The organism is Paenibacillus harenae (assembly GCF_030812415.1).
Classification (GTDB): domain Bacteria; phylum Bacillota; class Bacilli; order Paenibacillales; family Paenibacillaceae; genus Pristimantibacillus; species Pristimantibacillus harenae_A.
This window is the reverse complement of the sequence record NZ_JAUSST010000003.1, coordinates 111,949-136,933: the sequence shown is the minus strand read 5'-3', so window position 1 is coordinate 136,933 and position 24,985 is coordinate 111,949. Positions and strand designations below refer to the sequence as shown.

General features: G+C 39.8%; 36 protein-coding genes. 2 read left to right on the top strand and 34 right to left on the bottom strand.

From position 1 onward, the window contains the following. Positions 1-303 precede the first annotated feature (303 nt). Genes J2T14_RS10760 through J2T14_RS10750 form a run of 3 tightly spaced genes read right to left on the bottom strand, consistent with a single transcriptional unit; the run spans position 304 to position 3,138 of the window. A complete protein-coding gene (locus J2T14_RS10760; RefSeq protein ID WP_307470614.1) occupies positions 304-1,197 on the bottom strand; it encodes a sugar phosphate isomerase/epimerase family protein in 894 nt (297 codons plus the stop codon). 28 nt (positions 1,198-1,225) lie between these two features. Further along, a complete protein-coding gene (locus tag J2T14_RS10755; RefSeq protein ID WP_307470612.1) occupies positions 1,226-2,083 on the bottom strand; it encodes a sugar phosphate isomerase/epimerase family protein in 858 nt (285 codons plus the stop codon). After that, on the bottom strand, positions 2,080-3,138 hold the full coding sequence (locus J2T14_RS10750) for a Gfo/Idh/MocA family protein (protein WP_307470610.1): 1,059 nt from the start codon (positions 3,136-3,138) through the stop codon (positions 2,080-2,082). Before J2T14_RS10750 ends, J2T14_RS10755 begins: the two co-directional genes overlap by 4 nt. A gap of 169 nt (positions 3,139-3,307) precedes the next feature. On the opposite strand from J2T14_RS10750, the gene J2T14_RS10745 reads away from it, so the two are divergent. Both J2T14_RS10745 and J2T14_RS10740 read left to right on the top strand, forming a co-directional pair. Further along, positions 3,308-4,174 carry an AraC family transcriptional regulator gene (locus J2T14_RS10745; protein WP_307471920.1) on the top strand — a complete coding sequence of 289 codons (867 nt, stop codon included), beginning with the start codon at positions 3,308-3,310 and terminating at the stop codon, positions 4,172-4,174. 119 nt (positions 4,175-4,293) lie between these two features. Then, entirely contained in the window at positions 4,294-5,067 is a 774-nt protein-coding gene (locus J2T14_RS10740; RefSeq protein WP_307203246.1) for a VWA domain-containing protein, read from the top strand. A 76-nt stretch (positions 5,068-5,143) separates the two neighbouring features. Here J2T14_RS10740 and J2T14_RS10735 read toward each other — a convergent pair whose 3' ends face one another. The 31 genes from J2T14_RS10735 to J2T14_RS10585 form a co-directional block, all read right to left on the bottom strand. Beyond that, on the bottom strand, positions 5,144-5,662 hold the full coding sequence (locus tag J2T14_RS10735) for a DUF6886 family protein (RefSeq protein ID WP_307470608.1): 519 nt from the start codon (positions 5,660-5,662) through the stop codon (positions 5,144-5,146). A gap of 43 nt (positions 5,663-5,705) precedes the next feature. After that, positions 5,706-6,380 (bottom strand): class I SAM-dependent methyltransferase, encoded by a 675-nt coding sequence (locus J2T14_RS10730; RefSeq protein WP_307470607.1) that lies wholly within the window; start codon positions 6,378-6,380, stop codon positions 5,706-5,708. Positions 6,381-6,409: 29 nt separating this feature from the next. After that, positions 6,410-6,778 carry a glyoxalase superfamily protein gene (locus tag J2T14_RS10725; protein WP_307470606.1) on the bottom strand — a complete coding sequence of 123 codons (369 nt, stop codon included), beginning with the start codon at positions 6,776-6,778 and terminating at the stop codon, positions 6,410-6,412. Between the two features lie 51 nt (positions 6,779-6,829). Then, entirely contained in the window at positions 6,830-7,120 is a 291-nt protein-coding gene (locus J2T14_RS10720; protein WP_307470605.1) for an antibiotic biosynthesis monooxygenase family protein, read from the bottom strand. Between the two features lie 30 nt (positions 7,121-7,150). Next, a complete protein-coding gene (locus J2T14_RS10715; RefSeq protein WP_307470603.1) occupies positions 7,151-7,780 on the bottom strand; it encodes a pyridoxamine 5'-phosphate oxidase family protein in 630 nt (209 codons plus the stop codon). Positions 7,781-7,796: 16 nt separating this feature from the next. Next, a complete protein-coding gene (locus tag J2T14_RS10710; protein ID WP_307470602.1) occupies positions 7,797-8,252 on the bottom strand; it encodes a hypothetical protein in 456 nt (151 codons plus the stop codon). A 37-nt stretch (positions 8,253-8,289) separates the two neighbouring features. Further along, positions 8,290-8,919: a hypothetical protein gene (locus J2T14_RS10705; protein WP_307203258.1), complete on the bottom strand. Its 630-nt coding sequence runs from the start codon at positions 8,917-8,919 to the stop codon at positions 8,290-8,292. Between the two features lie 69 nt (positions 8,920-8,988). After that, positions 8,989-9,741, bottom strand: coding sequence for a hypothetical protein (locus J2T14_RS10700; RefSeq protein ID WP_307470600.1), 753 nt, complete (start codon positions 9,739-9,741; stop codon positions 8,989-8,991). 14 nt (positions 9,742-9,755) lie between these two features. Continuing rightward, entirely contained in the window at positions 9,756-9,998 is a 243-nt protein-coding gene (locus J2T14_RS10695; protein ID WP_307470598.1) for a hypothetical protein, read from the bottom strand. After that, entirely contained in the window at positions 9,992-10,354 is a 363-nt protein-coding gene (locus J2T14_RS10690; protein WP_307470597.1) for a VOC family protein, read from the bottom strand. Before J2T14_RS10690 ends, J2T14_RS10695 begins: the two co-directional genes overlap by 7 nt. Positions 10,355-10,850: 496 nt before the next feature. Further along, positions 10,851-11,408, bottom strand: coding sequence for a shikimate kinase (locus J2T14_RS10685; protein ID WP_307471918.1), 558 nt, complete (start codon positions 11,406-11,408; stop codon positions 10,851-10,853). Positions 11,409-11,473: 65 nt separating this feature from the next. Next, positions 11,474-11,770: an effector binding domain-containing protein gene (locus J2T14_RS10680; protein WP_373458153.1), complete on the bottom strand. Its 297-nt coding sequence runs from the start codon at positions 11,768-11,770 to the stop codon at positions 11,474-11,476. 239 nt (positions 11,771-12,009) lie between these two features. After that, on the bottom strand, positions 12,010-12,360 hold the full coding sequence (locus tag J2T14_RS10675) for a VOC family protein (RefSeq protein WP_307470595.1): 351 nt from the start codon (positions 12,358-12,360) through the stop codon (positions 12,010-12,012). A gap of 111 nt (positions 12,361-12,471) precedes the next feature. Beyond that, positions 12,472-13,083 (bottom strand): dienelactone hydrolase family protein, encoded by a 612-nt coding sequence (locus J2T14_RS10670; protein WP_307470593.1) that lies wholly within the window; start codon positions 13,081-13,083, stop codon positions 12,472-12,474. Between the two features lie 24 nt (positions 13,084-13,107). Further along, positions 13,108-13,707: a M24 family metallopeptidase gene (locus J2T14_RS10665; protein ID WP_307470592.1), complete on the bottom strand. Its 600-nt coding sequence runs from the start codon at positions 13,705-13,707 to the stop codon at positions 13,108-13,110. A 40-nt stretch (positions 13,708-13,747) separates the two neighbouring features. Further along, entirely contained in the window at positions 13,748-14,062 is a 315-nt protein-coding gene (locus tag J2T14_RS10660) for a hypothetical protein (protein WP_307470590.1), read from the bottom strand. A gap of 92 nt (positions 14,063-14,154) precedes the next feature. Then, positions 14,155-14,604, bottom strand: coding sequence for a hypothetical protein (locus J2T14_RS10655; RefSeq protein WP_307470589.1), 450 nt, complete (start codon positions 14,602-14,604; stop codon positions 14,155-14,157). A 102-nt stretch (positions 14,605-14,706) separates the two neighbouring features. Next, a complete protein-coding gene (locus J2T14_RS10650) occupies positions 14,707-15,486 on the bottom strand; it encodes a phosphotransferase (RefSeq protein ID WP_307470588.1) in 780 nt (259 codons plus the stop codon). A gap of 67 nt (positions 15,487-15,553) precedes the next feature. After that, positions 15,554-16,111, bottom strand: a complete 558-nt coding sequence (locus J2T14_RS10645; protein ID WP_307470586.1) for an SMI1/KNR4 family protein — start codon at positions 16,109-16,111, stop codon at positions 15,554-15,556. A gap of 26 nt (positions 16,112-16,137) precedes the next feature. Then, positions 16,138-16,734 carry a GyrI-like domain-containing protein gene (locus tag J2T14_RS10640; protein WP_307470584.1) on the bottom strand — a complete coding sequence of 199 codons (597 nt, stop codon included), beginning with the start codon at positions 16,732-16,734 and terminating at the stop codon, positions 16,138-16,140. 159 nt (positions 16,735-16,893) lie between these two features. Continuing rightward, the gene (locus tag J2T14_RS10635; RefSeq protein ID WP_307470583.1) at positions 16,894-17,349 is read right to left on the bottom strand and encodes a hypothetical protein; all 456 of its coding nucleotides are present in this window, start codon (positions 17,347-17,349) and stop codon (positions 16,894-16,896) included. Positions 17,350-17,581: 232 nt separating this feature from the next. Further along, on the bottom strand, positions 17,582-17,965 hold the full coding sequence (locus J2T14_RS10630) for a DUF5071 domain-containing protein (protein WP_307470581.1): 384 nt from the start codon (positions 17,963-17,965) through the stop codon (positions 17,582-17,584). 82 nt (positions 17,966-18,047) lie between these two features. After that, positions 18,048-18,383, bottom strand: a complete 336-nt coding sequence (locus J2T14_RS10625) for a hypothetical protein (protein WP_307470579.1) — start codon at positions 18,381-18,383, stop codon at positions 18,048-18,050. Positions 18,384-18,544: 161 nt separating this feature from the next. Next, positions 18,545-19,381 (bottom strand): Cof-type HAD-IIB family hydrolase, encoded by an 837-nt coding sequence (locus tag J2T14_RS10620; RefSeq protein WP_307470577.1) that lies wholly within the window; start codon positions 19,379-19,381, stop codon positions 18,545-18,547. 192 nt (positions 19,382-19,573) lie between these two features. Beyond that, on the bottom strand, positions 19,574-20,143 hold the full coding sequence (locus tag J2T14_RS10615; protein WP_307470575.1) for a hypothetical protein: 570 nt from the start codon (positions 20,141-20,143) through the stop codon (positions 19,574-19,576). A 178-nt stretch (positions 20,144-20,321) separates the two neighbouring features. After that, entirely contained in the window at positions 20,322-21,002 is a 681-nt protein-coding gene (locus J2T14_RS10610) for a DUF3885 domain-containing protein (protein WP_307470573.1), read from the bottom strand. Positions 21,003-21,143: 141 nt separating this feature from the next. After that, on the bottom strand, positions 21,144-21,425 hold the full coding sequence (locus J2T14_RS10605; RefSeq protein WP_307470571.1) for a hypothetical protein: 282 nt from the start codon (positions 21,423-21,425) through the stop codon (positions 21,144-21,146). Positions 21,426-21,949: 524 nt separating this feature from the next. After that, a complete protein-coding gene (locus tag J2T14_RS10600) occupies positions 21,950-22,759 on the bottom strand; it encodes a glycoside hydrolase family 16 protein (protein ID WP_307470569.1) in 810 nt (269 codons plus the stop codon). 276 nt (positions 22,760-23,035) lie between these two features. After that, complete coding sequence (locus J2T14_RS10595; RefSeq protein ID WP_307470567.1) at positions 23,036-23,686, bottom strand: hypothetical protein; 651 nt, start codon at positions 23,684-23,686, stop codon at positions 23,036-23,038. A 25-nt stretch (positions 23,687-23,711) separates the two neighbouring features. After that, on the bottom strand, positions 23,712-23,846 hold the full coding sequence (locus tag J2T14_RS10590) for a hypothetical protein (protein ID WP_307470565.1): 135 nt from the start codon (positions 23,844-23,846) through the stop codon (positions 23,712-23,714). 89 nt (positions 23,847-23,935) lie between these two features. Further along, on the bottom strand, positions 23,936-24,955 hold the full coding sequence (locus J2T14_RS10585) for a nucleoside-triphosphatase (RefSeq protein ID WP_307470563.1): 1,020 nt from the start codon (positions 24,953-24,955) through the stop codon (positions 23,936-23,938). Positions 24,956-24,985: the final 30 nt, after the last annotated feature.

Genomic DNA, 24,985 nt, shown 5'->3' with positions numbered 1-24,985 from the left:
TTATTAGGCCGGACTGACGCCCCTCGCAATGAGAGCCGTTACCCGACCTTGTTAGCATTTAAGAAATATTATACCGCTAAGTCCACCTTATTCCTATACCCATACAGAGAATTATCGCCGAAAAATAACATTCCATACCAGCGACAGGTAGGAGGACGGCTTATTTGACCGCCTGCAGCAGCTCCGCTAGCTTGACATTCTATCCTATCTTAAAGTGGACACTCGGCATCTATCAATACCCTTTTAGCAAAAAAAAGATGCTCAGCGGGCCTAGTAGGCCTACCGAACACCTTATTGCAAACTTTAATTCGCTCTATAGCGCTTCAGAAACTGTACAGCTTTGGTAATGTCCGCCTCCGGATTCGTACCAACCTCGCGTTCAATCGTTAGGTACCCGCCATAACCAATGTCTTGCAGCGCACTCAAATAATCGTCCCAATTCACGTCGCCTTCTCCAAGCGGCACTTCGCGGAACGAGGCGCCTGACTCGGCCATAATGGCAATCTCTTCGTGATTCAGCTCCTTCTCGTAGCCGAATTGTCCATACACATCGCGCGGATCGATATCTCCGAGCTTCACGCCGTCCTTCGCATGGGTATGCACGATATAGTCGCCAAGCGTATAAACGCCCTGCACGGGATCATCGCCCGTCACCATGACCATGTTGGCCGGATCGAAGTTTACCGCAACGCCCTTGGAGCCGAGACTATCGAGGAAAGACTTCAGATGCGCCGCCGTTTCAGGACCTGTCTCGATGGCAAAATGGCTCTTCATGCTGTTTGCATACTCGCTCAGCTCTAGGCAAGCCTTATGCATCGTTTCGTAGATGCGGCTGTTCGGGTCGCTTGGAACGATGCCGATATGAGTCGTAACGATGTTCGTGCCAAGTTCCAGCGCCAGCTCCATAATGCGTTTCGACTTCTCGATCTTTGCCGGATTCGCCGCCGGGTCTTGGAAGCCGTGACCGCCAAGATCGCCGACTAATGCCGATACATCAAGGCCAAGCGAATCGATATAAGCTCGCCATTCCCGTCTCGCAGCAGGCGATAGATTAGCCGGGTCAAGCTCGCCCGATACGGCATACATCTGGACGCCGTCAGCGCCAACCAGCTTCGCCTTCAGCAAACCTTCCTTGACGCCTAGCTGGAAACTGTCCACGATAACGCCGATCTTATTCGTTATGATTGGTGCTGTCACAATAGTTCCTCCCCGCGATTGAATTGACTTATAGCTCGTTCCATTTGCGCTTTACGTATTCGAAGCCGAGTCTCGTGCCGAGTCTGCACTCTTCCATGCCTTCGAACTCAATAGATATATATTCGTCATAACCCGCTTCCTTCACCTTCCGAAGCGCTTGCGGGATATCGATATCGCCGTGACCGACGATGGCGCCGCGCAGCCAATTGCCGCCGGATGTGCCGAACCAGCCTTCGCCAGCTGCATAGGCAGCCGGACGATAATAGAAGTCTTTCACATGCACCATCGAGGCAAGACCGGCATTGCTTGCTGCCGCAACGATCGCATTCTCGTCCACGCATAGGAAGTTGCCGATATCGAGCGTCGTCTTGAAGTTCGGACGACCGACCGCATGCACGAGCGCCTTCACGCGGTCGCTATGCTGAATGAAGTAGCCGTGATTCTCGACGCTTGTCGTGATGCCGTATTGCACCGCGTAGTCGGCTACTTGGCGGCACGCTTCCGCCAGGCGAGGAAGCTGCTGAAGGAAGTGTCCGATCGAGACGTCTGTCGACGACGCAACATCATGCCGCATCCGCTTCACGCCAAGCGCGGCGGCGATATCGACCTCGCGCTTCACGCGTTCCACCTCGGCAGCGAACGCCTCGTCGTTCAGATCGGCGAAGTTCGCGCCGATCGCATAATTGGACAACTCGATGCCGCGCGCTTCCGCATGCCCCCGGATCGTATCGATCAGCTCCGGGCTTTCCGACAGGTTGAAGCCGAGAGGTACGATCTCTACATGCGCCGCGCCAAGCTCGGCGCTGTAATCTATTACATCCGTAACCGACATCGAGCCGGAATGAAGCGCCTGATACAAGCTATAAGTACTTATTCCAAGCTTCATAGACGAACCTCAGCTCCTTTGGCTGCGGATTCGTAAATGCCGCACAATATTTTCATAATTTCCACACCGTCCTCGACAGGACTAATCGGCGTATTGCCCTGCTGCACGCAGTCGATGAAATGATTGATTTCGTTCTGGAAAGCACCCTCGAAGTCGAAGCCTTTATGATCGGTCTGCGGATAAATGTTCAGAATCGTATCCTCCTTCTCCGTGACGATCACCATCTCCGGATCGATCTCGAAGCCGCCTTTGTCGCCATACAGCTTAACTGCGCCTTCATTGTCCTTCGCATGCAGCGTGAAGCTGACGTCGACGAGCAGCGAAGCGCCGTTCTCGAAGCGAATTAGCGCATTCGCGAGGTCTTCCACCGTGTTCTGCGACGGATCGTAATCAGCCGCCTTGTAGAACGACAAGTTCTTCACGTTCGAGCGGTTGCCGAGCTTCCGGTACGTATTGGCGCTAACCGAAACAGCCTTCGGTCTGCCCATCATGTACCAGCAGAGGTCAATGACGTGAACGCCGATGTCGATGAGCGGACCTCCGCCCGAGCGTTCCTTGTCCGCGAACCAGCCGCCCGGATTGCCGAGCCGTCTGATCGTTGTCGCTTTCGCGTAATAAAGCTCGCCGAACTCGCCTTTGTCGACCATCGAGCGCAGCAATTGCGCGTTGGCGTCGTAGCGGCGGACGAAGCCGACCTGCAGCAGCCTGCCGGATGCGGCGACTGCCTCCTGTATGCGAAGTGCGTCCTCCACTGTACGGCAGAGCGGCTTCTCGACGAGTACATGCTTGCCGGCCTCAAGCGCTGCGATGCTGATCTCGGCATGCGTATTGTTCCACGTACAGATGCTGACCGCCTCGATTGCAGGATCGGCAAGCAGCTCGCGATAGTCCGTGTATACCTTGGAAGCGCCGTATTTATCGGCAGCTTTCTGTGCGCGCTCCTCGTTCAGATCGCATACCGCATAAAGCTCGGCGTTTGAATTATTTTGATAAGATTGAAGATGACATGATGAGATAGAGCCTGTTCCGATTACTCCGATTTTGACCGCTTTCATTGCCAATCTCTCCTCTATGGTTTCGCTATATTCCTCTATACACTTTCGTATTATAATGAAAATGCGATATTAAACCATGAAAGCGTGTGCGGTTTTTTTGTACAATCGTGCTGCGATGGCTGCTAGGTGTAGATGGCGGTTAATGACATGGGGAGGAGTGGGAAGCGTGATGGAATCTATGGAGTCGCTGCGAGAGCCAATGGACATGCCGAACCCGCATTTTCCGATTAAGGTGCACCGAAATACGTTCCACGAAAATGGCGAAACACTGTTCCCGCACCACTGGCATGAGCATTTGGAATTTCTCTACATCGTATCGGGAGAGGCATCCATCGAATGCGGATCGACCGCCATTCACGCCACCGAAGGCGACCTCATCGTCGTGAATAGCAATGAGCTGCACTCCGGCGTCAGCCTAACCGACCATTTGTTCTACTATGCGCTGATTGCCGACGTCTCGCTGCTGCACAGCCAGTCCGTCGACGATGCCGAGACGAAGTTCATTACACCGATGCTGCAGAACAGACTATTGCTGCACAACCATATACGCAGCGACAAGCAGGCATCGGCCTGCATGCTGGCCATTATTCACGAGCTGGAGCATCGTGAATTCGGTTACGAGCTCGCGATCAAGTCCGAGCTTTACCGGCTGCTAACGCTGCTGCTGCGGAGCCACGTTGCCACCGTCCTGTCCGAAAACGAATCGGACGAGCGACTGAAGAACATCGAGCGCTTCGCCCCGATCTTCAGCTACATCGATAACAACTACGAGGAAGCGCTGACCGTTGAGCAGCTCTCCGGCATGGCCGGCCTAAGCCGCTACCACTTCAGCCGCTTGTTCAAGGAGCTGAGCGGCAAGACCGTCACCGAATACGTGACCGCTACCCGCTTGAATCAAGCCGACCATCTGCTGCGCCATACGTCGCTTACCGTCTCCGAGATCGCGGCTGCCACCGGTTTCAGCGACATCTATTATTTCAGCCGCACGTTTAAGCGTTACAAGAAGACGTCGCCTTCTTCGCTGCGCCGCAGCTAGATCGTTTGTTTGCTTGTGGCGGGCATCGAAGGCCGCCAAGCCAATATTGTTGCATCCTAATCTCCTATTGATCGTAGTACTGTAACGATGCACTAAAATCGTTCCAGGGGAGGACAAACATGAGTATCGATCTAAGGAAACGCGCAGAAGAAAGTCTGATCGACCTATCCAAGAAAGCTACCATCTCTCTTACGAAAAAAGGATTGAACGGCGTTCGAGCCCGCGTAGCGTTGGCACTCGACATATCCGGCTCTATGACAGAGCTGTTCCGCAAAGGAGTCGTGCAGCGTACTTGCGAGCGCACGCTCGGTCTAGCGATGAACTTCGATGACAATCAAGCGGCCGATGTATTCCTGTTCGGCGTTCGCGACCACGCAGCGGGCGAGATCGCCAAGAACAACTTCTTTGAATTCGTTGACCGCGAAATCACGAAAAAATACAGCCTCGAGCCGGGCACGAACTATGCCGGCGTCATTCGCCGCATCATTGACTTCTACTTCCCGAAGGCGCTTCGCAAGAGCGGCAAAACCGGCTCTTTCTTCGGCCTTGGCGGCAAGCAGAACTATACAATCGACGCGTCGGCTTACCGTAATCAAGTACCGGTCTACGTCATTTTCGTAACGGACGGCAATTGCTTCGATGACGCCGATACGGAAGAAATGATTCGCCTCGCCTCCGAGCTCGGCCTGTTCTTCCAATTCGTCGGCGTCGGCAACGAGCAGTTCGCATTCCTAAGCAAGTTGGACAACCTGTCCGGCCGCTTCATCGACAACGCCAACTTCTTCAACGTCAGAAGCCTGGACCGAATGAGCGACGACGAGCTTTACGACAAGCTGCTGAACGAGTTCCCTTCTTGGATCAACGAAGCTCGCGGCAAGCAGCTCATTCAATAATATAAAGTGTTTTTTTAAAAAAACCCCTCACGGTTGTTGAACCGGAGGGGATTATTTATCTGAAATCTGGCTTGCATTAATAATATTCCAGAACTGCATTTCTCATTCGAATCATCGAAAAGTTCACCGACGATGCCAAAACATGTTCTTTCAAAGGAATTAACGATGGCGTTACTCTTAGTTCAATTCCTTCGTGTAGAATCGCCGTTATTAAATCATCTATTCTTTCTGCAAACAATGGTTTGACAGTACGAGTCGTTATGTAATATCCTGCGTTCGGTTCATACAATTCAAAAGCATCTGGATCAAAGCCGTATCTGTAAATCGTTCCTTTTCTCACTCGTTCGTACCAACCTGATTCGATGGTTATTATTCGCTTTGTTTTAGACATTCCAAAAAATTTATCTAGATCCAACTCTGTTGTATCTTCCTTCGGCCATATACATATTCTCGGACAATCACGGGGTAAATAATAATGAGCTGCATGGTACTCGTCTATCGTCCAAACCTTTGCTAATTCGTCGATCTGACCATTGATCATTCTAGGCTCAAAAACCTTGATATCAGGTTCCTCACTGAAATGATACAACCTCATAGATCACCTCTTGTGATTTCATCTAAAATTTGCTCGCCTTATATCATGCTTTAACGGCTTTCCAAATGTATTTGTAATCCTTTAATTGTAACGTTCCGTTGATTGTATTCTCTTTTATTTTATTTTCGAGTTCTTCTTTCAGACTGTCATCTGCATAATCGGGGTTTCCAGGGACACTGGAAATGAACTTCGTAAACTCCTCACGATTAGGGAAAATGAATCTTGCATCTTTATACTCTCTAATTTCAATATTTGTAAAATGGTTAGTTTGAAGGAGCTGCCTAACTTTCTCTAAGGCTCCAGAATGGATACCAAATACAGTTCCGCCCGGCCGTAGAATTCGACTATGATTCAATATAGAAGTTGGCCCTCTCCGATCATAAATGAGATCAAATTGTTCATCCCTAAATGGAAGTTCTTCCTTTGTTGTTGCAAATACAAATTCCAAATTAGGTTCGCCTAATAGATTAGATTTAGCAATCTTAATCATCTCAATTGAATTGTCAAAGCCATAAAGTAATTTAGCAAACGGAGACATCTTAACCGTAAAATCGCCATGCCCGCAGCCAGCATCTAATACACATTGAAAGTTAGGAAGCAAAGTCATTAATTCTTGTTCGAAAATGTCCTCCGCGGAGATCCCCTCAATGAGAAACTTAGCATTCGACTTATACCCGCCATTACGCAAGGCGATCGAGTTGTACCAATTCACTCCCATAATAGCCCTCCAAGTATGGTATGCAGTCATTACTTCTTTTTGTACTCATAAAAAATGATCCTGTTTCCAAAAGGATCAGTAACACAACATTCTTCGCTTTCCCATGGAGTGCTTTCCAAACCAGGTCTGGAATACTTATGTTGCTTCTCTATAAGGGCTCTTTGAAGTTCTCTGATTCCATTTACTTCAATTCTTATTGCCGCTCCAGGACTACAATCTCCATGATGTTCACTTAAGTGAAGCTTCAGATTATTTTTGGAAATTTGCATATATAGGGGTAAATCAGGTTCAAAACGATGTTCCCAATCCACCTGAAATTCTAGATAGCCTATATAAAAGTCCACGGCCTTCGCTACATCAAAGATTCTTAATATAGGCACTATTTCTTGAAGATTCATATTCGCCTCCAATAATGATTGTTTTTCTTCACATTCGATCATTTCGTTAGCTTAATCGATCTTTTCGTAATGCTCCACAACAGGAAACGGATCATAAAAATGATGCAGCAACGCTTTCCATTTCTGATATTCATCAGACTGGCGGAATCCCACCGTATGATCTTCCAGCGTCTCCCACTCTACTAGCAAAATGTATTTTTGCTTATCTTCCATGCATTTTCTTAATTCATGTCTAATATATCCTTGCATGCTTGAAATAATTTCTGATGCTGTTTTAAAATTGCCTTCAAAATCAGAAGTCATTCCTTGCTTCACGTTCAGTATGGCTACCTCAAGTATCATTTTGTGCTCCTTATCCCTATTCTCTATTCTTTAATACAATCTCTTCTCATAACTTTCTTGCAGCCCTCTTCTGATTACCTCTTCTGTAAATTCAGTTGAATTCACATGATCGGATAGGATGGTTGGGATCGATGGCAACGCATCTCCCTCCATCCACGTCTTGCTATCCCATACCCCGGAACGCTTAAAGGCTTTAGCACAATGAATAAAACATTCCTCAACTTCTATACCAATGCCTAACAAAGGTTTTTTTTCCTTTGCTTTCATCTGATCTAGAATGTTTTCGTCTTTAATAATATAGGCTTGTCCGTTAACCCTAAGCGTTTCTTCCAGTCCGGGAATAATAAATATAATACCTACTCGCGGGTTCGATAGGATGTTTCTTAGTGAGTCCATTCGGCGGTTACCCGGTCTTTCCGGAATAACGAGATGTTTCTCATCTAGAACTAGTACCGAACCTGGCGCATCGCCCCTTGGAGACACATCGCAAAAGCCTTCCTTATCCGATGTAGAAATAAACAATATGGGTGACATGGAGATGAAATTGCGGCAATGAACATCTATATGATGGATGGTTTTCCTCTTTACAACCTCACTTGGATAACCCAGTAGATCTCTGATCTCATTTTCTGATGTCAATATATCTTTAAAAGGATTCATATGATTCCCCCAGTTCTTAGAAGCTCTCTACCCAGTCTTCTAATCTTCTATATTTATTTAATCCAATTGTTTCAAATTCATCTTTTCCATGTTCTTTTATAGTTCCCATCGTTCTAATAGCTTTGTTTATTGATTCTTTTGCTTCAGTTTCTTCGTATATCTTCTTTCCATTACACCAAACAATAGCGCTTTGATTTCCATGTCCCCCGAAATAATCGGCCTCAATATAAGCTGCAACTGACTTAACAAAAATTGATAATTGCGTTCCAAAATCAAATAACTTATCTGTTAAATATGTATATCCCGGTTCCGCTATTCCTTGATACATATTTACTTGATCATATAATTCATCTGTTAAAGGCACTAATATATAACTGTTATTTAGATTTGCATAAGGAATACTCTGATAGTTTTCGTTTGACAAAAATGATTCTAATTTAGGTAAAATAAACCCACGAATGTTATAACCCAATTGAGAACACCTCGTTAAATAATTTCGATCTCGTACGTTACATTATTCTTAATTCTATTTTAGAGTAGTTTTCTTCTATTTCATCAACTTCACCAATCCATTCTGAATCCACCCAAAGATTTATCTGGATCATTTTTGAAAGCTGATCTATTGCTTGCTCGGGATTGCTAATATCAATGAATTCACTTAAGTCTGAATGGTTTACTTCAAGAACTTCTTCTAAATACTTCAAATCAATGAACTCTGATCCAAGGCCATACTCTTCTTTTACCCACTCTTCACAAAAGTACTTTTTAGCTTTAATTTGTCCATCTTGAAATATTGTAAATTCGAATATATCCTCGTCAAAAAAACCAATTGTCATAACAGGTTCCGACACTAATGTTGAAACGAGTTCTCCGATCTTCTCCACTGTTCCCCATTCAAAAAAATCATTCAGTACACTACTCCATTGCTTTACATGATTAACATAAAAAGTTACCGACGGCTCAGTTTCTCTTGACGGTTTATCCTTAGTAGCTCCGTAAATATATTGGTCAATAATGCTCAAACTACTTTTTGTATTGGTAAGCATTGATCCCGCTTTGTTGCTTAATTTCTGCAATGCATGAACGACCACTTCTTGATTAGTGGTTTTAATATGAAGATTTGCAAACTTTGTGCCCATTCTATCTCCTCCTCAGTCTACATGTACGTCCTGCTGCTGAAATGCCCCCCGAATCCATATTATATGATGTTAGTTATGGGGGGACTTCTTCGAATATACTTCCAAAGCATCCCTTATTATTTTTTTATCAATACCGCTAACGTTACCGATTCGTTCTGCCCATTCTTCTATAGTTTGTAATTTGCTCTCGATCTGCTTCCCATCCATTGAGCTATAGAAACTAATATAGTTATCAAACTCCCAATGAATGACGGAGCTATTTGTAAAAATTCTCTTTTCTACAAGCGGACTACTTAATGTTCTTTGAGTCTTCTCTCCCTCTGCTATTAGAGTCTCATCCGTTATTGGATTTAAGAGATACGTTTGATTCATTTCTTTACCGTTCGGTCGTCTATATGTCACTAGAAGGCTATTCTCCCGTGATTCCATCTTTACCTGTGCACCTGGAAAGAAGTTATCAAGAAACTCTTCCGAGTAATCTTCATCTTTTTGGTCTATTAATATTGGATCAATCCACTGATCACCTAGATCACATAAGTATCTGTTTCCTTTTTCATTTAATACCACCACAGCAACGTGAGAGTCAGGAGTTAATATTGCGTAACTGGTAAATTTCTCTTTTCTGAATTCATGAATTAACCAAATTGCTAAATCAAAACAATTTCCTGAGGTTCCATACTGCTCTCTATGCGATTTCATTTGTTCAACTGTTCGTTGTTTGAAACCTAAAGCTAAATGAAAAAACCAAGCTTTGGTGATTGTTTCCATAGGGAAATGGTCAAACTTTCTCCAAATACTAAGTACATCCGGAGTAGCCCGCAAAATCTCTTCCCCCCTTATAATTCTTTATCCACTGTTAGCTCTGATGCTGAAACAGATTCCAAATATTGATGATTATTATTCTCCATCGCATTGATGATTTTAAAGGAAAGATTGATAGTTTCTCTAAGATCCATCATAAACAACTCACCTGGCTCTTTTTGAACCTGTTGGACTTGCTCCTCGAGAACAACATTTTTATCTTCACAGCCTAATAGGACTCCTCGCAGAGCTGATGGTCCTTCTGAATTGTCTACCAATGTATTTGGAGCTTGTTTTTACTCGGATCATAGAAATGAAAATAAAAATGACCATCCTCTTCGTTCATTTCATCTACTTCAACGTTCTGATCCATTAATTGCTGACGGAATTTATGAATTTCCGGGCATGTAAAGCCAACTGAAAATTCTGGTTTACCGTCTATTAAGAAGTGGCCTCTCGAATTTGTATCAGCCTTAAGTAAGACTAGTAAGGGCTCTTCTTTCAATTCGAATACAGCTAATTGTTCATTCTGTCTTCTAAGATGAAATCCTAAACATTCTGTGTACCATCTTACCGACTCTTCCAAACTAAGTACAGGTATACGGAAATAATGAATTTCTCCAATTAACGACATATTTGTAGTCTCCTTAAAAGTATTATACTAACATGCAATCTGATGCGGCTGCTTGAGGATGTTCTTTTAAAATTGTTTCATGTTCTTGCTTTGCAGTAGTGTCAATCAACGGACTGAGTTGCTTACAAGTTACTTATAAAGCTCATTACATTAGCTATGAACAAAAGAACAACCAACAAAACGAATACTGATAGAAATATATTAGGCTCAATACCTTTGGATTCTAAGTTTCTTTCAGCCCTTCCCCTTGTAGCTAAATAATATAAAATCACAATTAATACCTGACTCCACAACATCGAACTAGAAAAGCCTGTTTTATAAAAAAGATTTATAGTAATTAACATCAAAGAGACTATACAAATCGGGAATGCCACATAATCAAACTTCTTAATGAAAAGGCTGGACAATATTTTCATTAATTTCTCCTATCATTCAATATTCGAGTGAACACGGTGTTATATGATGTCGGTACCTTCAATAACTTACATAAAGCACTCTATAACATAAATTCATCTTTGATACGTTTTGCGACTTCCTCTGCACATAAATTTGTATTATTAATTCTCAGATAGTTTTCTCTTAAAATTTCTCCTTGGTTGGAATTCAGCCTATGTTTTTCAACGGTGTTTATTAGGTCTTTTTCAGATTGTTCAACATTTCTTTTTGTCGGCTTTTGTTCAAGTCTATATGGAGTTGTGTTCCTTTTTAATCTTTCTTCAACATCTGCTTCTAATTCTACAAAATAAATTTCTGCGCCTTTTGATTCAAAAATATCGCAAGTTTGTTTTACAAAATCCCAATCTCCCTGAAGATCAAATCCCCAAACATAAGTGAAAATAAGTCCGTATTGATTGCTATTGGAAAAAGATTCAAAAAATTCTCTTCGTAATAGATTAGCTAACCTCCATGTTTCGCTACTAAATCCATAGAAAGGATGGAATAACTCAATTGACATATGATTGTGGAATAATTTCAAATCAGTTATTTTCGTCAATTCGTTGCCAACCGTCATTTTTCCGACGGCCTGAGGGCCAAATATTAAAATGAATTTGATAATAATCACTCCTGCTTTTGAGTTATAGGACGAGAAGAACGCCTTCTCTGCACAATTCTCAGAGTCTATTTAATTGTGTCATACAAGTCTACTTCCATTTTATCTGCTTCCCTCTGTCCCCATTCATCTGAAACTTCTAGATGCCAGGATCTCAGCAATCTCTCATGTTTATTTTCTTCTATCCAATTATGTAATTTTTCATATGAATCTCTAATTTCATAATTAGACCCCTTATGTCTTAGGACCGCATATTTTTGTTTAGGAACTACTACAGAAATCATGCCCTCAGGAACTTGTCTAATATTATTAACCTCAACGCATACCCAGTAACCATCTTCCTCTTCCGAGAAATCACCAACGATAAATGCACCAATAAGTCTTACTGGGTTTACAACGTCATAAATCTCATTCAGTCTTTCTTTGAGTCCAAAAAAAGCCTTCGGAGATTTGTGAGCTTCATAAATATCGTCCGTATCAAACGTAAATGCAGCGTTATAATGTCGGCGTCTTCTTGAGTTACCCCCGAATTACTTTATCGGGTCCTTAAATTCTAATTTATTTAAAAAAGGGATCTGCAATGCAGATCTCCTTTCTTTCACTTTTATTTATTCTGAATTAATCCAATACCATTACCAACCGGATCTACTAAATAAGCTAAATAGAAATTATCGAATTCCATTCTATCTCTTACAATTTGAGCACCTAGTTCAACTGATTTTTTAATTGATTCCTCAATGTTATCTACTTCAATTTGAATTCTAGTTCCATGCGGAAAATCATTAGGTCCTTTGGAAATTCCTCCATGTATTCCTGGCTTATTATCATCACCTGTTGTTACTGGATAGTATCCCCAATTGGGCTCTGCAATCTTCCATCCGAATACGGATGAATAAAATGCTGCTGCACGTTCTGGATCTTGGCTACTCAAATCAAATAAAACAACTCTTCCCATACTGAACGCCTCCACAAAATGGAATTTATGCCCAAATAGATAATACAGAATATTTGTTCGTATGTAAAGATGGGAATTTGTTGTTATGTTCTTAAAGTCATTTTTACGGTGTTATCGGATGCCTGTGCCTTCTTCGATTCGACTTAGAAAATCGATGCTTTTCTTAATACATTTGGTGTACTTTGATGAGTTATATGCTTTATAAAAAGGATTCATAAATCCATGTTCAGCTTCAATAATTTCAACAGTATTGTTCTTCTTAGTCATTAATTTTTCTTCCAATTCAAGTACATTAAATGATTTTTCATGTCTTGGAAATATTAATAAGGCTGGACATCTCGGTTCTATTTCTACATAATCTCGAACTCTCGACCCATAAAATTCAATAATTCCGTCAACCTCATACTCGCTACTCATCCACGCAATTGTTGCACCGATACTAAATCCAATAATATAGATGAAGTCATACTTCTTTCTATTTAGATTAACTGTATGTAATACCTCTTCTAATGATTTGTTAAATCCAATTTTATTCATAAAATAGTGGTAAGCTGTATCTTCTTGATCATAAGAAAATGGTTCCCTATGTAATAAATTTGGGCATAAGACTTCAAAACCTTCTTTGTTCATAATGTCACTGAAAAAGTTTATATGATCATTTACTCCATATATCTCGTGAAGGATTATTACTAAAGATGATTTTCTTGAAGTATTTGGATCCATCTTATTCCCATCTTTCTAAACGTTTTATAATGCGATTACATTTTCGAACTTTGCTCCATAACCGTTCTTTCCAATGTGAGGTTCAATTGCCCACTTCTTGCCTTTCAAGGTTATAAGGCCATTGCTGGGATAAATATATACTCGCTTTGATTGGTTTGAATAATCTTCAATGGAATGACCGATATTTCCGTTTGGATCAAGCAATTCATATCCTCTGGATTCAATTAACTCCTTGCAAAATATAAATAACTCTTCAATAGTCTCTGCTTTTTGTGAGTAAGCATAGGTTAACTCAAATATTTGTTTAGCATCAGTAATCAATCGGTAAAAATTGAGATCTTCACCAACAAGAATAGTCTCTGCGTAGTCTCCCCATTTCCCGTTCAACATCGGACTAAAGTCTACTAAAACAATATCAGTTTCCTTTAAAATGATTTCTTCAGAAGGCAAGTGATTCCCACGTGTGCAATAGATTGAGTTTTTATTAAAGTTTACGAGCATTGGGTACCATAGTGATTCAGCTCCCAACGAAAACATGATCTCTTCACATTTTTCAGCAAATGCTTTTTCTGAAATTCCAGGCACTAAATATTGTTTTGATTTTTGACATGCTGTAATAGCCAAATCCTGTACGTCTATGATTCTCATTCCTTTGCAAATAAATTTACGTCCGAAGCATTAATGATTGATTGATTCTTTCAATGGCACTTTTCATTCCTTCATATAATTCAGCCACTGATCTATACTCTTCTTTGAATACTGGTTTGTCCCATTTGGTGTCCTTTAATATATAGATAATAAATACTCCGTTGAGTGTTAAAAACTTACCATACCATCCGACATCTATTAAATATCCATTTGGATATTCGACTTGAAACATGTCTTCGCTTAAGCATCTAATATCTGTCATGTCATCAGGACTTAATTTATAAGGGTTATATGTTACAATCCCCGGTTTAAATTTAAAGTTTTCGAACATATTTAAAACTCCTAAAAGTGTTGGTTTTTTATATGGGTTTAATTTTTACAGCTTCTCTTCCTGCATTGGAATGCTTCTTCGAATCCTTATTCTTATTTCAAAAGTTTATTTATTTCTTTCAATTTTTCTTCTAGTGGATAAAAAAACTCAATATCAAATTCTAATGATCCCTTTAACGTTGTTTCTATAAATAAATTCTCTGTATATCCAATTCTCTTGATTGAATAAGCAATTTCAAAACGGCCTACTCTTTGACTCATGAATTTAATTTCCATCTCTTCTGGGGATAAAGAATATAAATTGAAATTCCCTGTCCTATTAATATTGGCTTCGATTAGATCTCTTATAAAATTCTTGAGTACATCTGTATCTATCCAGACATTTATCTCGCCAGAGAACTTATCATCCTTAATACTAACAAGATAGTTTACTGATGAGTGATGTACTCGATCGAGTTCTAAAAAATTAAAGAGAATAAAAGAGTTTCTATTTTTTGATTGAAGAACAAAATCATAATCACCGATTGCCTTATTAAATATCATTCGCATCGTCCTTTCGTATAACGTTATTAAATGATTCTTTATATTCTTCATTTATTTCATCAGATTAGCCGTACCTTTTAAACAAGCCCCCTGAAACGATGTTTAAAAGAACTTATACAAACCTTCTTGGAAATACCTATATTCTTCATCCGTTATCCTTAATCTGCCATAGGATTCAAAGAATAAATCTTGATCCCCCTTTTGATCAAAAATATCCTTTTTAGGTCTGATAGCCAACGCGATATCAAATCGGGGATCACCAAACGCAGCTCTAGGCCAATCGATAATACCAATTACATTATTGGAATTAACCAATACATTATTGGTGTGAAAATCGCCATGAATCAGAGTATTTTCAATCGGTTTAGGTCTATCATTTTTCAGTCGTATAAGTAATTCTTCAGTGCCCTCCACATCATAATTAGCAAGATTGTGGTTTGCCTTCGTGAGCATCATATCTAACCAAGATTGATCATTCTTGCGCAATCCAACAGGGCATTGGCTTTCATGGATTTGTTTTAAACATAAACCATAGTTAGATATAACTTTTTCTCTGTCCCTAAGATTAGGTTTGCTTCCGAGGAAATGTCTCAAACTAATTCCATCTATATAATCCATGAGCAGCCATCTAGAATTGTCCTGAACATGGAAAGCATAAGCCTTTGGAACCGGTAGTCCAGCAGTCGAAAGATATTGTAATGCTTTATATTCTTCAGATAACCATTCATTAAATAAACCATGCTCAGTCTTTTTAATAATGAACTGATGATCGCGAGTTTCAATTTTAACAACGACCGAAGTATGCCCTTGTTGAGGGAATGAAATGTTCCGAATCGCTCCTATTTGATCTGCAAATTCAACAGGAATATCATGTATATCCATTGGTCTCTCCTCGTAGTAAGCAGCAGGATGCGGTTAGCCGCAAAGGTTGTTCGCTGAATTCACTACTTCATCCTCTTAGCCTGTAGTAGTTTTCAGCTGTATATATCGGCCAATCCCAAAACTTATCCCCTTGGCAAATAACAAACCGATCAAGCCACAATTCAAAATTCATATTCAAACATCTTGCCTCGTGAAACTTATCAATGCTTCCTTTCACCATCATATAATTATTAGAACCTTCATTGTAAGCATTTAGATCGATAATAATGTCATCTTGGTAAATACGCGCGATCTTTAATTTCATATAGCCTTCATGCAAATCTTCAATAGTTTCGACTTCTGTGTCCTGCCACTTGCAAATTTGCGCCTCTCCACCATACTGCGGATGGTCAAATAATGAACAACCATTGGTTAACAATAAAAAATTATAATAATCGACTGGAAGCTTAAGACCAGCCTTCTTCTGAAAATGAAGTAATTCACTTTCACTTACTGGTTCATTAAATGTACATATAGCTTGGGTCAAATAACCTTCACCAAGTTGTAGTTCTAATAATCCATTATTTTTTTCTAGTCTTTCTTTAAGAGAGGCTATCGTTTTTTTAACCAATTCTCCTTGCTTCATCCCTCATCATCTATCCTTTCGGCAATTTAAAGTGCTTTGACTTGTAATCTTACAATCGTTTCCCATCTGTCAGGAGTTGGATAGCAATCTGGAGGATTAAGATATATTTCCCTCCTATCTTTGGATACTTTATAACCATGATCTTCTGCGTATTTATGTAGCTCTTCTACAGTTTTATACGACTCTCTGTAATGTCCGATATGCAGTTTTTGAATACAAAAACCTTGGTCAATCATTATAAGTTTCGTCTTGGGCATTATCTGTTTTCGATATCTCTTCTCTACAGCCCGGTTTGCTTCATCATACATATCAAAATCAATTGAATCCGGGACCTGCATCATTTCAGTAAATGTCCATTCTTCTTCACTAACTTTTTCATGCCAAACGATCTCGTGAGGCATAAGTTTAAACTGATAATTGTTTCTTTCTTTTGACATTCTTTTGAGTTGGTTAACTGTTTTCCAAACAGCCCAGTAGTCTTCTGCAGGCCTTCCTAACGTATTTAGTCTTCCTCTCCCTTCTTGAACAATAAACTGCAATGGTGGAACTTGTAGAAGTTCAATCATGTCTGGTTTCATATGATATACAGGTTTATATAACTTTCGATAATCATTTACCTTCAATGAAATCACTCCAGAATATATGTATTTACGCCCTTCGATCAACTTGAACCCGAGAGCCTTAATTGAGCAGTGAACGTGTCGTCAGACTTAGGCTCCGGCTGAGGAGCGTACGCGATGCAGCGTAAATACGGTGTTATGCGATGCCATTGTCCTCTTCGATTAGCTTTCAAGTAAAGGTATTGTCACTTCTATTAATTCGTTTTGGTTATCTAGATGTTTTAACATTGTTTCTACATCTTCTGTTCTAGTAGTCTTCATTATTATTAGATGCTTCATATTTATTCCAGGTGGACTCATTAATTCATTATCAAAATATTCGACTATTTTTTCCGGTGTAGTGATTACACACCATCTCTTAGATTCATCATCAAAGGTTATTGTCACTTCTATTAATTCATACTTGTCGATATCATCATCAAATTGCCATGTCTTCATAATTAATACCGATTCTTCGATGGATGCAAAATTATACTTGGAAATCCAGACTCTTCTTCCATGATCTCCTACAATACGGTAATTGTTCTCATCTTCATCGACTACTTCATATACTTTCCCTCGAGTTAAGGCATGTTCATAGACGTCGATACTCGTACATTTTATTCTTTGAGATTCCATGAAATCACTTCCATCAGTGTCTTTATTGATCTTTCACAAGGGTTTCGCATAACGTTCTTGTATTCACGACGTCCCACCACCTAAGCCCTAATGGGACGGCCGCGATGCGCTTAGTCGGTGTGGATGTGTCCGCCTGATTCACTTCTTCGAAATGCCTCGGGCGGACAGAGGGCCAAATAGCCCGAAGCGTGAACATGGTGTTATCAGAAGTACTCGACTTCTTGGAATGCCTTCAAATCCTTAATAACAATTCAGTTAAAATATCTTCGAGTTCTTCATATTCTTCATCAGGTGTTGGCGTATTTTTCATTCTTTCCAAATCCGACTTCAAGAGAATTAATACACTATCAGGAAGCCTTTTAATTAGTCCATGTAGTAAGAAGTACTTCCATGTTCCATCATTGGTTTGAAAAATGTCTCTCACATAAGGAATCAATTCATCTTGAAAATTAATTACGATATCCTCAACGCCCTGAGCAATTGGCCAATTGGCATCTTGCAGCCAAACAAGCAGATCGGGAAGAATCGGTTTAATTTCTATTAACTCCAAAGTTTTAAGAATATTTACTCTTTCGTGATCGTTTTTGTGCTGTGGAATCAATTCACTTGTATTCATGGTATGTTTCACCAATTTCTTTAAGGTAGTGTTTATCGCTCTTTCGAGTAGATAACTTCCCGCATTACAAACGCATTATTTGTTAAAGATCATCTTTCTCATTGTTATTTAAAGTAGTTTCCGAACTACTGGTTGTATCCATCTCTTTCTCTGGTAGTTTCAATACGTCAATTAATGAATAAGGGGTTTTTTCAATCTTTTTCTCTGCTCGCTTTAATAATTCAGATAAAGAATATAAAACCATTGATATGCAGTATGTTCCGAAACACCATCTTATAAAGAGCCACCAGTCGAATTCATAGGTATATGGATAAGAGATGTAAATAGTAGTTGTAGAATCATATATACCAAAGCTAACTCCAAAAATAAGGATTAACCAAGCATTAAATCTCGTAATCTCATATGGTTTATTTCTCATTTTAGCCTCCTTGAAGTTTCATTGAGTTATCTTTTGCCGGGATATCACATAAAGTTGTTGTATTTCACGACGTCCCACCGACTTAAGGCTCCGAAAAGAACTGGCCGTGATACGGTTAGGTGGTGGATGTGTCCGGCTGAATCTGGCGAAGTAACCTTGAATCACCCACAAAGTCTTTCTAAGATCATTGCCACTCCATCATTATCATTAGTTTCTGTAATCTCTTTAGATATCAGTTTCAATTCTTCAATTGCATTTCCCATAGCCACGGGCCATCCACAAGAATTAAATAATCCTATATCATTGAAATCATCACCAAAAACCATGACGTTTTCGAGTGAAATGTTTATCGCCTTACACAAAACCGATACTGCACTTTCCTTTGAAGCCCTTAGTGATGAAAGCTGAACAAGCTTTCCATTGTCTGTAGTTAAAATATTTAATTTCGTATTAAATTTCTCCAGAAATGAAACCATATCAATGTTTCCTGAAAACAGGATCTTTGATGCCTCAAGTCGTTTGAGTTCATCCAGTGGCTTTACAATAGGATTGTCTTTAACCTTAATGAGTGTCGTGTAGTCATATTCCTTTAAACTCATCCATTCATCTTTCACTTCTAAACTTAAGTCAAGATCAGGGTTGCAATTCAGACAGTAATCTAGGACTTCAGCTGTAATTTCAGATTCAATCGGTACATGATCCTTTATTCCCGTATGCTTACACTCGATATAGGCACCATTGTAATAAATAAAAGAACTTAATCTGAGTAACTCTTCTTTCATAAATGACCTGACTGCCCTTGGAGGACGTGCTGTCGCAAAGATGAATTTCATTCCTAGCCTTATGCAATCCATAATGGCATTATAACTACGATTAGATATTTCTTTATTTGAGTTGAGTAGTGTACCATCTAAATCTAAAACGATTAATGGAAACTTCATTGAGATCTCCTCTCTGTAAATTCTCCAGGTTATTTCGCCTAAGGTTGTTGTATTCACGACGTCCCACCGACTTAGCGACGAAGTGGCGGCCGCAATGCGGTTTGGTGGTGCGGATGTGTCCGGCTGAATATGCTTCCCTGAATACTGAAATACCTCTCTGTAATTCATCGTGCTCCGGCCGACCGAAGGCCGAATGGTCCGAAGCGTGAATATGGTGTTAGGCGATCCGACTCTTGATATACTTTTAAATTATATTTCGTATTTTTGTTTCCACTGTTCTAACCATTCTTGATAAGGCATCCCAGTTAACTCTTCTAGTGTCTTTCCATCAATGGTATAGACCCAACCCATTTGTAGATCATCATGGACAGGCAAACTGTATCCTCCAATTATTTGCTTCTCAGTTTCCATTATATAAATATTGGTTTGTTTTCCTCTATTATTATCTATATTATCTAGCGGATGGTTTTTAACAATAAACTTACTGGTCTTAATTCGCTTGCCAACAAAAGAAACTGGATCTATGGTTTGAACACTCCAGTATTGTAAATATGGCATTTCCGTCAGATGTTTTTTTTCTAATATGTATTCATAAACATAACCTTCATTATTAATTATCTTGTATCCTTTTTTAGTGATAAAACGTTCTGCGGTAGTGGATAATGATACTTTATTGGTGTTATCTTCATGATTATTGCATCCGAGCATTATGATTGATATCAGAAATAAAATAATTAACTTGGTTTTCATTATTGAAATACTTCCTTTCTGTAGTTCAATCACTTCTTCGGTCGTTTCGCCAAACGTTTTTGTATTCACGAACCTTCACTGCCTTAAACGACCGTAGGGAGTGGCCGCGACGCGGTTAGGCAGTGCAAAGCGGATGTGTCCGCTGATTCCACTTCCCCGCGTCTGAAATGCCTCTTCGAATCCTCTTCTAACTTCAGCCGGACCGAGGGCGAATGCCCGATGCGTGAATATGGTGTTAGATGAAGGATCACTCTTCCTTGAAAATACCATCAAAATACTCTCTCCAGTAATTCACAATCCAATCGTTGTATTTTACATAAAGTGCACTTAAATGTTCCTTTGAGACCGCATGAGCAATACATCCTCTATCATCGTACATGTGGAATAAGATGTCCTTCTCTTGGCTTAAAAAGAAAACTCTTTGTCCAATCGATGGTTCTCTTCCCTGCTCGTAATGAGAAATCCCTTCAAAGATTTCCTTATAAGGGATTGAAGAGACCACACCAGACAAAACTTTAAACTTATATTCAATCTTTACTTCAATGTTATTTCCGTCTTCATCTTCGTCCTCATCGATATCATATAGGGTTGTCTCTTCCATTGTTATACCTTTAAATAATTCATATAGATATTCAGGAGTTGTATTGCCAAACATGGGATCTTCATATGATCCCCAGTCTTTGATTAAGACATATATTGTATCCGTTGGTTTGAAGAGCTCTTCGAATAATGTCTTTACTCTTTTGTTTACTTGATTTATTCTTCGCTTTGACCCATTTCGATAAGGCTCACCTAACTCGAAACGAATGTTGATATTGCTCCAATATTCAGGGAATTTATCTTTCATGTATCCTTGTATTTTCTGTATCATTTGGTCTCCATAATTTATTGATTTAAGTGATTTTTCGTCTAACGTTCTTGTATTCATGACGTCCGACATAGTCGGATGTGTCCGGTTGATACAGCTTCTTGGCTTCATAACTTCTGTCGGACCGAGGGCCGAATGACCCGATGGGCGTGAATATGATGTTAGATGATGTCGGACACTCCTTGAACTCCTCTCAAAGCATTAAGCATTCCAAGATATTTTGTTGTCTATTAAATCTGTTCTTGTTGCAGGTCTAATATTCTTTGTAAATTCCTTTATAGTGTTATCAGACTTGCCATGATACCAAGAGCTACAGGTTCCACATTCCTTAATTAAAATGTCATGTTCTATATCAAAATAATAATACAATTCACCTTGGCAAACTCTACATCCCTCTTCATCAGATTTATTAAATATAAGTAATTTATTCATAATCCAGATGAAATACATCATGTACGTTTTAATTTCTCTTTCCTGTTCCATCGAAATAAAACTTCTCCGAGCATTTGAGATCATATTAGAGGTAATTACTAATTCTTCTGGATTAATGATATTTAGCTTCGTCGAGAATTCAATAGTCCATTCTGGATGTATGTTCTTTATGTACTTATGAATAAATCTCCATGAAGATTTAATCGCAAGTAAAATAGAGTTGATATCCTTCTTATTATCATTATTGAATATATGCCTTAGTTCTTGTGTCGCATTTTTTGTGTGACCATAAATATTCAATAGAATCACCTATTTACATTAATATATTCTTTAAAAATAAGTACTTGTCCCATTTCATCTAACGTTCTTGTATTAACGACGCCCCACCACCTTAAGGCGACGAATGTCGCCGGCCGCGATGCGGTTAAGTGGTGGGATGTTTCCGGCTGAATTCACTTCCCTGCAAATGCCTCAGTGAATCCTCTCTACCTTCGTACCGGACCAAGGGGCTTGTCCCCCGATGCGTGAATTGTGTTAGACGAAGTTTTTCTTCACCTCTGAAAATACCATTAATTTTACTTCTTCTGATAACAACGAATATAATCAATGGTAAACTCACTTGGGTAAGTAGGAGCCCTTTTTGAACCACTTTCTAATGGTGGAATCTCATAGATATTAAGCATCAGTTGCATCGGATATTGAGGGGATTGACTTGAGTTATGAATTAATTCATTGTCGAGGTAAAAATCAACTCCATCAGGCGTCCAATTCACTGCATAAATGTGGAACTTCGTAGGATCTATCATAAACTCTCTCTCAAAAAACTCTTCTTTAATTTCGGGGTCTCCAAATGAATGAATACCGAATCCTATTGTAGACTTGGTAGTATTCACATTCCAGCCTTTCAATTCAAAAGGACATATTTCGGCCGAGCGATGTGGGAGGTCTTCAAATCCAATCATCCAGAATCCGAAAACATTATTTGGGTCATTAGATCCTTTAGCTCTAATCTCAAAGTAGCCGTATTGTGGAGTAAAAAGCCTTACTTCTTTCTGTTCTTCTCTAACGAGACAGTTTTTTGAAAATCTGTGTTGACCATATTCACTATTTAAGGGACCAGAATAAACTCCTGTTTGGAGATTACTTACCTTAACGTTTCCATTAAATTCAGGACACCACGGCAGTTGAGTTTCTGTTATTTGCAATATTAATTGGCTGTCTTGAATCCTATAATTTGCTTTAGAATTTTGTTTACTACTCCATTGAGGCAAATAGTAGGGAAACCATTTATTATTATCAAGATCATATGAATTAAAATCATCTTTGAAGACTAAAGAGTATCCTGTTTTTTCTTCAGCATTTCTTGGAAAATCACTATTTGACAAAAGTTATCTACTCCTTATCATTTATCAAAAGTAGTAATGGCCTATCCTGCTTGATAAATCAGATCTAGCTTTCATTTAAATTTTTCGTCTTTAGGAAATTTCCACTAACGTTATTGTATTCACGACGTCCCACCGACTTAAGCGAACGAAGTGAGCGGCCGCGATGCGGTTAGTCGGTGCGGATGTGTCCCGGCAATCACTTCTTCGACTTATCTTCCGGGGACCGAGGGGGCTTGTACCCCGATGCGCGAACACATTGTTATATGAAGTCCGCTGCTACGTAGCGCTTACCCAATACCAATTCTTATCTAATTTCTTTACTTGAATAAAATCCCCAAATAACGTTTCATCCGGGCTTCTTCCATCTGCCGTATATATAAATCCAGCGAAATTATCAACTACTCCACGATAAGTATAGAAAAGAATATGAGTATCCTGTCCACTTCCTTTGACAACTATCTCACCACCGCCTTTGGACAACTTCTCATATTTATTAGGTAAATGTATTAATGCTGTATTGTAAGGTACGTTGGGTTTCAACGATTCATCTAATACCAATTTAATAGCTTCTTCGCGTTCTGACTTATTTAAACGATAATCAAGATTTAATGTTAATGAAGTAAAAGGAACAATGAATACCAGTACAAGAACAACAATATTTATCAAGATTGGTATCCCGTTTCTTGCTCTTTGGAATGGTTTACTTACAACAAAATACACAAAAACTATCAATGAGCAAACTATAAAAACTAGATAACCAATCATCTCAATGAACGGTGCAATAAAAGGTGTGAAAATATCCACAATGGTCCAACGATATATATTCTGAAGTAGAATTGTTAATGAGCCTATCAATCCGATCGATAACATGAAATAAAACAAAATATTAGATTGCTTATTTCTAATTTTCTTTATTTCTTCTTCCATGATTCAGCTCCAATATATAAGGTCTTTAGTGGATTTCATATAACGTTGTTGTATTCACGACGTCCCCCCGACTTAAGGCGACGAAGTCGCCGGGCACGATGCGCTTATTCGGTACGGATGTGTCCGGCTGCTTCTGCTTCCCGAACACTGAATGCCTCACCGAATCCACTCCTAACTTCTGCCACGACAGAGTCGACCCGATACGTGAATATAATGTTATAGGATGTCAGCGCCTTCTCAGAGATTATTTTAAACACTTGATTCTATAGCTTTCAAAATATCCGTTGCTAATAATTCTGTTATCACATCACGGGTAAATTCATTAATCCTAACTAACTGCACTTCCTTGATATATTTGATTTTGTCAATTTCAGGATGACTATCTAGAGGAACTGTCCCTAATACAATGCGATTTTCAGAAATAATTTCTTGCACCTTTCTTTGGAAAGATGAGGATAGCATTTGCATAAATCCAATTTCATCAATAACAATAACTTTTTTAAGGATGATGGCTTCTTGCAATACTCTTAAAGCAAATTTTTCGAATTTTCCTATATCAATTCCGTATCTTCCTATTCGAACTTCACTTGGACTTTCTACATTAGCAATTTCCACACTGTCTCCATCAACAGATACGCATCTGAAACCAATTCGATTATCATTGGAATTGGTTATTTCCTCCGTGTAGAATCCACCGCATAATTCTGATCCCATCTTATTTATAAGCTTTTTTATCAAAGTTGACTTTCCTGTTCTTGGCTTTCCCGTGAGCAAAAAAACTTTTTTTGCATTCTGATGTTCCCCGTCTATTCTTGACAGCAGCTTATAGTCAGGTGGGTTCAAATTCCATGCCTCATAGGGTATAGAGTGTACCACATTTAGCGCATCTAAAATTCGCGACTTTAAATGAGGCCGTTTAATGTATTCATCCATTTTAGTTGCATCCAAGTGTAAAAAATTCGCTTCTAGTATCTCTTCGGGTTGAATTGTTATTTCACCGCTAACATAGTCCGCATTAAAAACTACTGACAAAACATGAAGCCTTTCATTGTAGTAGACACCGGACACTCCGATAGGACGGATGACAACTCCGGTTTCTTCGAGAAATTCACGACATACCGCTACTTCTAATGACTCGCCAGCATCAACAAATCCTCCAGGCAATTCCCAAGTTTCAGCTCGTAAATGTGTCCGGACCATCAAAACATGCCCCATCTCATTCTTAACAAGAGCTGATACAGCAATTAGATGTTTTGACTGTTCATGCATTGTCAACCACCACCAATCAAAATTATGTAT